This is a genomic window from Bordetella holmesii, assembly GCF_020735985.1.
Classification (GTDB): Bacteria; Pseudomonadota; Gammaproteobacteria; order Burkholderiales; family Burkholderiaceae_B; genus Bordetella; species Bordetella holmesii.
The window spans coordinates 2,984,389-2,997,279 of the sequence record NZ_CP085973.1; the positions used below are offsets into that span (position 1 = coordinate 2,984,389).

Sequence of the window (12,891 nt, forward strand, 5' to 3'; positions counted from 1 at the left end):
CATGGCATCAGGGCCGGGCCCGGCTCAGGCCGCGCGCGCGCCTCCCAGAGGCAACACGGCCGCGCTGAACTCACGCAGCAACAGCTCGCGCTTGTGCGCGGCGCGGGCCATCGCGGCCTCCTTGACATGACCGTAACCGCGAATCTCCTGCGGCAGGCTGGCCAGCGCCACGGCCTGCTCCAGGTTACCGCGATTCAGTTTGCCCATTACCGCCGTCATGTGCTGGGCATACTCGCGGATCAGCTCGCGTTCGGCACGGCGCTCTGCACTATGGCCAAAGACATCCAGAGCCGTGCCCCGCAGGAAACGCAGGCGCGCCAGCAGCGCGAAAACCCGCAACATGCCGGGGCCGTAGGCCCGTTTCTGCAAATGCCCCTGCTCATCCCGCTTGGCCGTCAGTGGCGCAGCCAGGTAGAACTTTAGCTTCCAATCCCCTTCGAACTGCGCGGCAACTTTCTTGAGAAATTCGCCGTCGCTATACAGCCGGGCCACCTCATACTCATCCTTGTACGCCATGAGTTTGAAATAGTTGTGGGCCACTGCCTCGGCCAGGCGCGTGGTGCCCGTGGCCGTTCGTTCGGCTTGCGCGACCTGATCAACCAGGTCGGTATAACGCTTGGCGTAGGCAGCGTTCTGATACGCCGTCAGAAAATCGCGCCGGACTTGAACCCGCTGCGCCAGCTCGTTTGCCGGGCGCTTGAAGTCCACTACGGCGTTGTCGCCACGCCGCACCTCAACGATCTCGGCCTGCGGCTTGGCCGCAGCCAGGCCGATAAGCGCCTGCACCGCGGCCAGATCGGCTGCCGCGCGGCGGCCCCACGCAAATGCCGCCAGGTTGTTGGGTACCTGCTGCCCGTTGAGCTCGATGGCTCGCAACAACGCTTCTTCGCCCAGGGGCAGCCAGCCCTTTTGATAGGCATAGCCCATCATGAGCGGATTGGCATAGATGGCGTCGCCCAGCAATCCGACGGCCAATGCCGCGGCATCGATCTGGGAGACGGTGGCGCAAACCCGGGACAGGTCGCCCTGGAGATCGGAGCCCGGCAAGGTCCAGTCGGGATTGTGGACAAAGGCCGCAGTGGGAGCGACATCAGTATTGACAAGCGCGCGCGTGCGGTCCGGACGCATGCGCGCAACCGCTTCCTGGCTGGTTCCCACCACCAGGTCGCCGGCCAGCACCAGATCCGCCTCGCCCATGGCCACGCGGGTGTTCATCAACTCGCCCGGCGTGGGAGCCAGCACCACGTGGGAATAGACGGCGCCGCCCTTTTGGGCCAGGCCCGCCATGTCCAGCACCGAGCAGCCCTTGCCTTCCAGATGGGCCGCCATGCCGATCAACTGCCCAATGGTGACAACGCCAGTGCCGCCGACACCGGCAATGAACACGCCGTAATGGCCCTCGATGCTGGCCGGGCGCGGTTCGGGCACGCCCGCCGCGATATCCCCTTCGGAGGCCAGCGCGCGAGGCTTGCGCAGCTTGCCGCCCTCGACGGTCACGAAGCTCGGGCAGAACCCTTTGAGACAGGAGAAATCCTTGTTGCAGCTGGACTGGTTGATGGTCCGCTTGCGACCGAACTCGGTCTCCAGCGGCTCGACCGACAAGCAATGCGACTTCTCGGAACAATCTCCGCACCCTTCGCACACACGCTCGTTGATGACTACGCGACGCGCGGGATCGGGATAAGCATTGCGCTTGCGGCGGCGCCGCTTTTCGGTGGCGCAGGTCTGGTCGTAAATGAGAACGGAAACATCCGGGTACTCGCGCAGTTCGCGCATGACGCCATCGAGTTCATCACGATGCTTGACCGGCACGCCCGGCGCCAGTCCGGTGACGCCCTGATACTTTTCCGGCTCATCGGTGACGATGATGATTCTCTGAATGCCCTCGGCCGCCATCTGCTGCGTGATCATGGGCACACTGATGGGACCGTCGACAGGCTGCCCCCCGGTCATGGCCACCGCGTCGTTGAAGAGAATTTTGTAGGTGATGGGTGCCTTGGCGGCCACCGCCGCCCGTATGGCCAGCAAGCCTGAATGGAAATACGTGCCATCGCCCAGATTGGCGAAGACGTGTTTTTCTTCGGTAAACGGCGCCTGCCCCAACCATGGCACGCCCTCGCCGCCCATCTGCGTAAAGACCTGGGTATTGCGGCCCATCCAGGTCACCATGTAATGGCAACCGATACCCGCCAGCCCGCGCGATCCCTCCGGCAGGCGGGTCGACGTATTGTGGGGGCAGCCTGAGCAGAACCACGGTTTACGATCGACCACCAGACGCGGTTTGGACAGCGCCGTCTCGCGCTCCTCGATGAAGGCCAGTCGCGCCTGGATGCCAGCGCGTACGTCTTCGGGCAACTCCAGGCGCAGCAGGCGCGCGCCTATGGCCTTGGCCACCATGGCCGGTGAGAACTCATAGTGAGCCGGCAGGAGCCAATTCCCCTGCGGCACCGACCATTCGCCGCCGTCCTTGTCGTCGAACTTGCCGACCACGCGCGGGATTTTCTTGCCCGTGCCGATCCAGGAAAACAACTCTTCCTTCAACTGATACTCGATGACCTGGCGCTTTTCTTCCACCACCAGGATCTCATCCAGACCCTCGGCAAACTGCTGCACCCCGGTGGCCTCCAGTGGCCACACCATGCCTACCTTGAACAGCCGCAGGCCGATGCGCTGACAGGCTTGCTCTGACAGACCGAGATCCGACAAGGCCTGCCGTGTATCCAGATAAGCCTTGCCCGAGGTGATGATGCCAAAACGTGCGCGGTCCTGCGGCACGCTCCAGAGTTCGCGATTGAGTTTATTGGCGCGCGCATAGGCCAGCGCGGCGTAGAGCTTGTAGTCGAGCAGCCGCGCTTCCTGTTGCAACGGCGTGTCAGGCAGACGGATATTCAGGCCGTCTGGCGGGAGGATGAAGTCCTGCGGCAACACGATGCTCACCCGGTCGCTGTCGATATCCACCGAGGCGGAGACTTCGACAATGTCCGTGATGGTTTTCAAACCCACCCACACCCCGGCATAGCGGCTCATGGCCCAGCCATGCAACCCGAAATCCAGCACCTCCTGGACGCTGGACGGAAACAGCGCGGGGATCATGCACGCCTTGAGGATGTGATCGCTTTGATGCGGCAGGGTCGACGACTTGGCAGGATGGTCGTCACCGGCTACCACCAGTACCCCACCATGGCGCGAGGTGCCTGCAGCGTTGGCGTGCTTGAACACGTCGCCACAGCGGTCCACACCCGGCCCCTTGCCGTACCACATGCCGAATACGCCGTCGTACTTGGCGCCGGGAAACAGATTCACCTGTTGCGAGCCCCACACTGCGGTTGCGGCCAGATCCTCGTTGATACCCGGCTGGAATTCGATGTGATGCTCTTTCAGGTACTTGGCGGCCTTCCACATGTTCTGGTCCACACCACCCAGGGGCGAACCGCGATAGCCTGAAATGAAGCCCGCGGTGTTCAGGCCGGCGCGGACGTCTCGCTCGCGCTGCATCATGGGCAGGCGCACGAGGGCATGGATGCCGCTCATCCAGGCACGGCCGGTTTGCAGGGTGTATTTGTCGTCCAGATGCACGGACTGTAGCGCGGCGCGCTGCGCCGGCGTGAGAGGGGCATTCATGTCTACTCCGTTGGTGAGGATTGCCGACACTAGCGCTCGAAACAGCCCTTATGGGGCACACGGACCGCTGCGTCGGGCGCTTACGCCTTTTGTTTTCTCCCTTAGTACTCGTCCCCAACCGTCCCCGCAATAGGGCAATGCGATAATCCCCCCATGGAATTCGCCGCTCTCATCGCCGACTGGCAGGCCCGCCACGGCCGCCACCGCCTGCCTTGGCAGAACACCCGGGATCCCTACCGCATCTGGCTGTCAGAGATCATGCTGCAGCAAACCCAGGTCGCCACGGTCATCCCTTATTTCGAACGCTTTCTCGGCCGATTCCCCGACGTCGCGGCGCTGGCCGCCGCCAGCCAGGAAGACGTGATGCCGTATTGGGCTGGCCTGGGGTATTACGCCCGAGCACGAAATCTGCATCGTTGTGCGCAGGACATCGTGGCGCGCTGGGCGGGCCGCTTCCCGCCAGATGCGCAGACCATCGCCACGCTGCCCGGCATCGGGCGGTCCACTGCGGCGGCCATTGCCGCCTTTGCTTATGGCGAGCGCTCGCCCATCATGGACGGCAACGTCAAGCGCGTCTTCACGCGCCATTTCGGTATCGAGGGCGATCCGTCCAAACGCGAGCTTGAGCAGAGGCTATGGCGCCTGGCTGAAGACCTCGTCAGCGCTGTGCCCGGCCTGGACATGACGGCCTACACACAAGGATTGATGGACCTGGGCGCGACACTGTGCACACGCGGCAAGCCTGCCTGCGACCGCTGCCCGGTTGCTGCATCCTGTATCGCGCGCCGCGACGGGCGCCAGCAGGAGCTCCCCACCCCCAAGACACGCCGAGCCGTGCCCGAGCGGCAAACCGCCATGCTGGTGCTAGAGCATGACGGCGCAATATTTCTGCAGCAGCGGCCGTCGCCAGGAATATGGGGAGGGCTGTGGAGCCTGCCGGAGTTCGACGCCGGCGGCGACGCCAGGCTGGCCTGCCGCGCGCTCGGCCTGGAGCCGCAAACCCATTACGAACTGGCCGCCTTCGCGCATACGTTCTCGCATTACCGGCTGCACGTTCGTCCCTGGTACGTGACGGCCGCCCCGGCTGGCCTGCGTGCCGGGACGCTGCCCGAACGCTGGGTGCCGTCAAACGAGCTCAACGCCATCGCGCTGCCGGCTCCCATCAAAAAGCTGTTGCTCGGGCTGGCCGAAGCCGGGCTGCCCGGCACGCTGCCGCTGCAACCCTCGATCCTGGATCGCTAGGCCGGTGTGGCTGGGTCGTTCTCTGTGTCGCGCAGCAACATCACCAGTTTGAGTTCGGGATGGGTCGCCAGGCGGAAGGTGACTTGCTGATAGCGCAGCAAGCCGCGCGCCGGATGATTGAAGTCACGCAGCCCTCCCTCGCGATCCACCACGGCATGGCGCGTCCACCAGTGCGCAAACACTGCGCTGGAGCGTTCGAGCTCATCGATCAGGCCACGCACGTCCGGTTCATCGAGATGCGCGCCGGCGTCGGCGCGAAACTCGGCCACCACCCGTCTGGCGCGCTGCTCCCAATCCACGACCAGCGAACGCGCCGCCGGATCCAGAAAGATGTAGTGCAGCAGGTTGGGCTCGGGGTCACGCGCGGGCCAATGATCGAATAACTCGCGCATGGCAACGTTGCTGGCCAGGACACGCCATGCGCGGTCGAGCACGTAGGCTGGCGCCATGACGGCGTCCACACAGCCTTGCAACAGCAGACCCGCCGCCCCGGCAGGCTCATCGCGGGGATGCTGGGGATCGGCGCACTCGGCCAACTCGAACAGATAAGCCCGCTCGGCGCGCGCCAGCTGCAGCACGTTGGCGATGCGCGACCACACGGCCGGTGACACCGACACTTCCCGGCCCTGCTCGATCCACGTATACCAGGTCACGCTGATGTCGGAAAGCTGCGCCACCTCTTCGCGGCGCAAGCCTGGCGTGCGGCGGCGCGATCCGGCCGGCAGGCCGGCCATTTGCGGGGTGATGCGTGAGCGGGCACTACGCACGAATTCGCCCAGATTCTGTCGGCGCAGGGATGAGCCCGGGGTGGCACTATTCATACCAGGATGATCTATGGTCTTGTACGGGTACTGTCGATTGCCTATCTTAGCCCGCATCCTCCACCCCCGCAGCAAGGAAACACCATGACCGCACCCAGCCACGACGCTGCCGTCCAACGCCAATTCAGTCCGCAGGCTTCGGCCTACCTGACCAGCGCCGTCCACGCCCAGGGCGAAGATCTCAAGCAGATAGCCGGCATCGCCGCAGCTCACCCACAGGCCAGGGTGCTGGATCTGGGCTGTGGTGGCGGGCACGTCAGCTTCAACGTAGCGCCCCTGGTGGCCTCGGTGGTGGCCTATGACCTGTCACAGGCCATGCTCGATGTGGTGGCGGCCGAAGCGGCCAAACGCGGCCTGGCCAACCTGGGCACCTGTCAGGGAAAGGCCGAGCGCCTGCCTTTTGACGATGGCGAATTTGACCTGGTGATGAGCCGCTACTCGACGCATCATTGGGAAGATCCTGGCCTCGGCCTGCGCGAGGCGCGCCGGGTGCTCAAGCCGGGCGGCATCGCGGTCTTCACCGATGTGGTTTCCCCCGGCCAGGCGCTGCTCGACACCTGGCTGCAAACCATCGAAGTGCTGCGCGACACCTCGCATGTGCGCGACTACTCCCAGGCCGAATGGATCACGCTGCTGACCGATGCCGGCTTCGTGCTGCAAGGCATGACCTTGCGCCGCCTGCCGCTTGAGTTTGCGTCCTGGGTGGCGCGCATGCGCACTCCGGAGGTGCTGATGCGCGCACTGCGCGACCTGGGCGCCATAGCGCCCCAGCCGGTGAAGACACACTTCGAGATCCAGGACGATGGCTCCTTTACGAGCGACAACGCCGTCATCGTGGTCTACAAGCCCTGAGGCCACGCGCCGCACGGTATTGCTGCGGCCCGTCAGCCGCGGCAATACCGCCGTCTCAATTGCCCAGGTTGGGCGCCAGCGTGCGGCGCACGTCTTCCTCGCTGCGGCCACTGCGGGCCACATAATCGGCCAACTGGTCTTCGCCGATGGTGCCCACGTTGAAGTACTGCGAGTCCGGATGGCTGAAATACAAGCCCGACACACTTGAGGCCGGGAACATGGCATAGCTGTCAGTCAGTTCCATGCCTATTTCCTCGGCCTGCAGCACGCGGAACATATCCGTCTTGACCACGTGCTCCGGGCAGGCCGGATACCCCGGCGCCGGGCGTATGCCCACGTATTCTTCAGCGATGAGCGCAGCGTTATCGAGCTGCTCGTCAGCGGCGTAACCCCAAAGATCGCGCCGCACGCGCGCATGCAGGCATTCGGCAAACGCCTCGGCCAGGCGGTCGGCCAGCGACTTGAGCATGATGCTGGAGTAATCGTCCAGCGCGGCCTCGAACTCGGCCTCTTTTTTCTCGATGCCCAAGCCCGCGGTGACGGCAAACACGCCGATGTAATCCAGCTTGCCGCTGTCTTTCGGCGCGATGTAGTCGGCCAGGCACTTATTGCTCACGCCTTCACGCTTGACACCCTGTTGCCGCAGATTCCGGTAGGTGAACAGGACCTCGCTGCGCGACTCGTCACGATAGACCTCGATATCCTCGTCGTTGATGCGATTGGCCGGATAAAAGCCCACCACGCCATTGGCGGTCAGCCAGCGGCCTTCGACGATGCGCTTGAGCATGGCCTGCCCCTCGGCAAAGACCTTGCGCGCCTGCTCGCCCACGACCTTGTCGTCCAGGATGGCGGGGAAAGCGCCAAACAGGCTCCAGGTCATGAAGAACGGGCCCCAATCGATATAGCGGGCGATCTCGGCCAGGTCGTAGCTTTTAAACGTGCGCCGCCCGATGAACTTGGGGCGCGGCGGCGTGTAATGGGCCCAATCGATTTGCGGCCGTGCCGCGCGCGCTTCGGCCAGCGGCATGAGCGACGTAGCCTTGCGATTGGTGTGGCGGCGGCGCACGTCTTCGTACTCCTGCGCCAGCTCATCCAGATAGGTCTGCGCCTGATCAGACATGAGATTGGTGGCCACGCCCACCGATCGGCTGGCGTCGGGCACGTAGATCACCGGGCCTTCGTAATGGGGCGCAATCTTCACCGCGGTATGCACGCGGCTGGTCGTCGCGCCACCTATCATCAGCGGCGTCTTGCGTTCACGGAAGTACGCATCGCGCTGCATTTCGGAGGCGACATAGGCCATCTCTTCGAGGCTGGGCGTGATCAGGCCGGACAGCCCGATGATGTCGGCGTTTTCTTCCTTGGCCAGAATCTGGGCGCACGGAACCATCACGCCCATGTTGACGACTTCGAAGTTGTTGCACTGCAGAACCACCGACACGATGTTCTTGCCAATGTCGTGCACATCGCCCTTGACCGTGGCGATGACGATCTTTCCCTTGGCGCGAACGTCGCCGCCGGCCGCGGCGATCTGGCGCTTCTCTTCCTCGATGAACGGGATGAGGTGCGCGACGGCCTGCTTCATCACGCGGGCGGACTTGACCACCTGCGGCAGGAACATCTTGCCGGCGCCAAACAGATCGCCCACGACGTTCATGCCGTCCATGAGCGGCCCTTCGATGACCTCGATGGGTCGGCCGCCGCGGTCGGCAATCTTCTGGCGGACTTCTTCGGTGTCTTCGACGATGAAGGCGGTAATGCCATGCACGAGCGCATGCGACAGGCGATCTTCGACCGGCCGCGCACGCCAGGCGAGGTCCTCTTCCTTCTTGGCGCCAGAGCCACGCACCGTCTCGGCAAACTGCACCAGCCGCTCGGTGGGCGTCCGTTCGTCATCGGCGTCTTTTTTGCCCACCGGCTCGGCCCGATCCAGAATGACATCTTCGACCAGATCACGCAGCACCGGGTCCAGATCGGCATACACGCCCAACTGCCCCGCGTTGACGATGCCCATGGTCAGGCCTTCGCGGATCGCGTAGTACAGGAAGACCGTATGAATGGCCTCGCGCATCGGTTCGTTGCCGCGGAAGGAAAAACTCACGTTGGATATGCCACCGGAGATGCGCGCGTGCGGCAGGTTCTGGCGTATCCAACGCGTGCCTTCGATGAAATCGACCGCATAATGATTATGCTCGTCGATGCCAGTGGCCACGGCGAACACATTGGGATCGAAAATAATGTCTTCGGGCGGGAAACCCTCTTCCTCGACCAGGATGCGATAGGCGCGGCCGCATATTTCCTTGCGCCGCTGCAGCGAGTCGGCCTGACCCTGCTCGTCAAACGCCATCACCACTACGGCCGCGCCATACAGACGGCACAGGCGCGCGTGTTCACGAAAGGGCGCTTCGCCTTCCTTCATGGAAATCGAGTTGACCACCGGCTTGCTCTGCACGCACTTCAGGCCCGTCTCGATGACCTCCCACTTGGAGCTGCCGATCATGATGGGCACCCGCGCGATGTCGGGCTCGGAGGCGATCATGTTCAGGAACCGGTGCATGCAGGCCACCGAATCCAGCATGGCTTCATCCATGTTGATATCGATGATCTGCGCCCCGTTTTCGACCTGTTGACGCGCCACGGCCAGCGCCTCGTCGTACTTCTCTTCGCGGATCAGGCGCGCGAACATCTTCGAACCGGTGACGTTGGTGCGCTCGCCCACGTTGACGAAGAGCGTTTCTTCGTCGATGTTGAGGGGCTCGAGGCCAGAGAATCGGGTCTTGACCGCCACCTGCGGCACGACGCGCGGGGTCAGGCGCTCGATCTTGTCGGCGATGGCCCGGATGTGCTCGGGTGTGGTGCCGCAGCAGCCGCCCGCCATATTGACCAGACCGGATGCGGCAAACTCTTCCAGCAGCGCCGAGGTATCGGCCGGCGTCTCGTCAAACCCGGTTTCGGCCATGGGATTGGGCAGACCCGCGTTGGGATAGACGCAGACGTACGTATCGCAGATCTTGGACAGCTCGGCTACGTAAGGCCGCATCAGCGCCGCGCCCAAGGCGCAATTCAGGCCCACGGTCACCGGACGCACATGGCGCACCGAGTTCCAGAAGGCCTCCACCGTCTGGCCGGAGAGGATGCGGCCGGACGCATCGGTCACCGTGCCGGAAATCATCACCGGCAAACGCACACCGCGCTCGGCGAACACCTGCTCGACCGCAAAAATGGCCGCCTTGGCATTGAGGGTGTCGAAAATGGTTTCGATCAGGACGATATCGATGTCGCCGTCGAGCAGTCCGTTGAGCTGCTCGACGTACGCCAGACGCAACTCGTCGAAGGTCACGTTGCGCGCGCCCGGGTCATTCACATCCGGCGAGATCGACGCTGTCTTGGGTTGAGGGCCCAGGGCCCCGGCCACGAAACGCGGCCGCTCGGCAGTGCTGTACGCATCACAGGCTTGCCGCGCCAGTTGCGCCGACACCAGATTCAGCTCATAGGCCAGTTCGGGCAGGTCATAGTCGCCCTGCGCGATGGCGGTCGCCCCAAAGGTGTTGGTTTCGATGACGTCTGCGCCGGCCTCGAGATACTGGCGGTGGATCTCGGAGATCACATCCGGGCGCAACAAGGACAGCAGCTCGTTGTCGCCCTTGAGATCCTTGTGGTGCTCCGCGAAGCGTTCGCCACGGAAGTCCGCCTCGCTCAACTTGTAGCGCTGGATCATCGTTCCCATGGCGCCGTCCAGGATGAGGATGCGCTCGCTCAGAAGACGAACGAACTCAGCGCCGCGTGTATAAGCGTCCAGCGGATAAGGCATACGAGGATAAGACACTACAAGGTCCCAGTGTGGCAAAAAGGCAAAAAACGCCCGAAATAGACCCTAGATGGTAACAAAACGGGGCTATTTCCGGCAGGACGGTGATACAGTTCCGACCTCGAACCGGTACTTGCCGCGTCTTCCAGGCGCGCAGGATTAAACGGGAAACAGGAAGGCCGAGCCGCATGACGCCCGCCCAGCCTGTGCTGCCCCCGCAACGGTCCCCACGGCATATGTCCCGTGGCAGCCCGATACCGGCCGGTTCGCCAGCCGGGCCATGTCTCTTACGAGCGTGGCCCATATCCCGAGAACGACGTGCGGGGTCGCGCGTCAACCGAGAGCCTGTCCATGTATACCCGCTCCCTCCGGCGCTACGCCGGTGTCATTGCCGTGGCCGCCCCTGTTGCCGCCGGCGCCCAGCAAGTTGCCAACCCGACGCCCGAGCTCGCGCCTGTCGTCGTCACTGGCAGCCTTACCCAGCAAGATCAGAAGAACGTCCTCGGCGACGTCAGCGTCATCGATCGCGCCACCATCGAACGCGCCGGCCAAAGCAGCGTGGCAGATCTGCTGCAGCGCCAGCCCGGCGTGGAAATCAACAGCAACGGCGGCCCGCAAACGGCCACCAGTGTCTTTCTGCGCGGCGCCAACTCCAATCAGACACTGCTGCTGATCGACGGCTGCCGTATCAACACCGCCACCCTGGGCAGTGGCGACTTCCAGGGCATGCCGCTTGGCAATATCGAGCGCATCGAAATCCTGCGCGGCACGGCCAGCAGCCTTTACGGCGCCGACGCCATCGGTGGGGTGATCAACATCATCACGCGCAAAGGCGGTGGCGATCGCCCCCTGAGCGTCTACGGCAACGTGGGCTACGGCACGCATGACACCAGCCGCGTAAGCGTAGGTCTGGACGGCGCCGCCGATAGCTGGCGCTATGCCCTGAATGCCGGCTACGGTCACAGCCGCGGCTACAACGCCACCAGCAAGACCATCGGCGGGGCCGCCAACTGGAGCTACAACGCCGATCGCGACGGCTACGAGCAGAACGATGTGTCGGGCTCGGTGGGCTACACCTGGGCTGCCGGCCAGGAAATCGCCTTCGATTTCTACCACACCAAACTCAACGGGCAATTCGATGCCGGCGGCGGCATGCCGCCCATGAACGAATACGACGACCGCCTGCGTCAGATCATCAATCTGTACACGCTCAGCAGCACCAATCAACTGAACGACTGGTGGCGCAGTACGTTGCGCCTGAGCCAGAGCAATGACACCCAGCGCAACCTCGTGGCGCCGGGCAGCTATGGCTACCCGGACGACGGCCGCACACGCTTCCGGACCCGCCACCGCCGGCATCGAGTATCTGTGGTCCGGCTCGCGTTATAGCGATGCGGCCAATAACCAGGAACTCGGCGGCTATGGTCTGGTCAATCTCACCACCTCCTACGAGGTGAACAAGAACCTGACCGCCCAACTGCGCTGGAACAACGTGTTCAACAAGGACTACACCCTCGTGCGCGGCTACAACACCCCGGGCTCGACCGTGTTCCTCAACCTGGCCTGGCGCATGTAAACCGGGCCGAGTAGGATGGCAGCGCCTCTTCCCCCTGCGAGCCCGAGCTTGTTCAGTGCCATCCTTCTCGCCGCCCTGGCGCTGGCCGGTTCTCCGGCCGGCGCGCAGCCAATCAGTCTGACCGATGACGCCGGACGCCACGTCCGGCTGCCGGCCCCGGCTCGGCGGGCGGTCACGCTTACCCCTCATGCCACCGAATTGGCCTACGCCGCTGGCGCGGGCAGCTATCTGGTCGGCTCGACCCGGGGCAGTAACTACCCTCCCGCCGCACGCGCGCTGCCCAGTGTCGGCGATGCCTTCCAGCCTGATCTCGAACGGCTGCTGGGCCTGCGTCCGGACCTGTTGATCGCCTGGCAACCCTCGGCGGCCGGCTCCCTGGCCGGGCTGCCCGCCAAATGGGGCATACCGGTCTACTACAGCGATCCGCGCAAACTCGACGATATCCCGAGCGCCATCGAACACTTCGGCACGCTGTTCGGCACCGAGTCCATCGCCCGGGCCGAAGCCGGCCGGCTTCGCGACCGCCTGCAACAGTTGCGCCAGCGCTACGCGCACAAAACACCCGTGCGGGTATTCGTCCAGGCTGGCGTGCGGCCGCTCTACACCATCAACGACAACAGCATCATTGGCGATGCCCTGCGGTTGTGCGGGGCCGTCAATGTCTTTGGTGCCTCGCAATTGCTCGCGCCACAGGTCAGTATCGAAGGGGTGCTGGCCGCCGCCCCCGAGGCCGTGATCGCCGGCGTGGACTCCGCCCGGCAAGCTCAGGCCCTGCAACAGGACTGGCGGGCCACGGGGCTGCCCTCCGCGCGCGCCGGACATATCTACGCGCTGGATGCCGATACCCTGTACCGTCCGGGTCCGCGCCTGATCGAAAGCACAGCGACACTTTGCGAACAGATCGACCGGGCCAGGCGTTGACGCCGCCCTCTGTCTTGGGGGAGCACCGGGCGGTGCTTTATCATTGGGGC

8 protein-coding genes, 1 pseudogene and 1 riboswitch are annotated in these 12,891 nt (G+C 64.2%); of the genes and pseudogenes, 6 read left to right on the forward strand and 3 right to left on the reverse strand.

Features of this window, described 5'->3' with window-relative positions; genetic code table 11:
• Positions 1 to 24: 24 nt before the first annotated feature.
• A complete protein-coding gene (locus LK440_RS14305; protein ID WP_005018291.1) occupies positions 25 to 3,621 on the reverse strand; it encodes an indolepyruvate ferredoxin oxidoreductase family protein in 3,597 nt (1,198 codons plus the stop codon).
• Positions 3,622 to 3,774: 153 nt separating this feature from the next.
• Between LK440_RS14305 and mutY the strand changes: the two genes are divergently transcribed.
• Positions 3,775 to 4,863: an A/G-specific adenine glycosylase gene (gene mutY / locus LK440_RS14310; protein ID WP_005018289.1), complete on the forward strand. Its 1,089-nt coding sequence runs from the start codon at positions 3,775 to 3,777 to the stop codon at positions 4,861 to 4,863.
• On the opposite strand, the gene LK440_RS14315 is transcribed toward mutY, so the two are convergent.
• Positions 4,860 to 5,684, reverse strand: coding sequence for a helix-turn-helix transcriptional regulator (locus LK440_RS14315; RefSeq protein WP_005018288.1), 825 nt, complete (start codon positions 5,682 to 5,684; stop codon positions 4,860 to 4,862). The genes mutY and LK440_RS14315 overlap by 4 nt on opposite strands.
• A gap of 84 nt (positions 5,685 to 5,768) precedes the next feature.
• On the opposite strand from LK440_RS14315, the gene LK440_RS14320 reads away from it, so the two are divergent.
• Positions 5,769 to 6,536 carry a class I SAM-dependent methyltransferase gene (locus LK440_RS14320; RefSeq protein ID WP_005018287.1) on the forward strand — a complete coding sequence of 256 codons (768 nt, stop codon included), beginning with the start codon at positions 5,769 to 5,771 and terminating at the stop codon, positions 6,534 to 6,536.
• Positions 6,537 to 6,591: 55 nt separating this feature from the next.
• Here LK440_RS14320 and metH read toward each other — a convergent pair whose 3' ends face one another.
• On the reverse strand, positions 6,592 to 10,362 hold the full coding sequence (metH, locus tag LK440_RS14325) for a methionine synthase (protein WP_005018283.1): 3,771 nt from the start codon (positions 10,360 to 10,362) through the stop codon (positions 6,592 to 6,594).
• 92 nt (positions 10,363 to 10,454) lie between these two features.
• Positions 10,455 to 10,624, forward strand: a riboswitch (cobalamin riboswitch).
• 71 nt (positions 10,625 to 10,695) lie between these two features.
• Between metH and LK440_RS17985 the strand changes: the two genes are divergently transcribed.
• The 4 genes and pseudogenes from LK440_RS17985 (at position 10,696) to LK440_RS14340 (ending at position 12,841) form a co-directional block, all read left to right on the forward strand.
• On the forward strand, positions 10,696 to 11,733 hold the full coding sequence (locus LK440_RS17985; protein ID WP_025341318.1) for a TonB-dependent receptor: 1,038 nt from the start codon (positions 10,696 to 10,698) through the stop codon (positions 11,731 to 11,733).
• Positions 11,711 to 11,779 (forward strand): annotated as a pseudogene (locus LK440_RS18125) (hypothetical protein); the annotation flags it as partial. The gene LK440_RS17985 and the pseudogene LK440_RS18125, both read left to right, overlap by 23 nt.
• An 18-nt stretch (positions 11,780 to 11,797) precedes the next feature.
• Complete coding sequence (locus tag LK440_RS18130) at positions 11,798 to 11,920, forward strand: hypothetical protein (RefSeq protein WP_341351977.1); 123 nt, start codon at positions 11,798 to 11,800, stop codon at positions 11,918 to 11,920.
• A gap of 15 nt (positions 11,921 to 11,935) precedes the next feature.
• The gene (locus tag LK440_RS14340; protein ID WP_169510511.1) at positions 11,936 to 12,841 is read left to right on the forward strand and encodes a cobalamin-binding protein; all 906 of its coding nucleotides are present in this window, start codon (positions 11,936 to 11,938) and stop codon (positions 12,839 to 12,841) included.
• Positions 12,842 to 12,891: the final 50 nt, after the last annotated feature.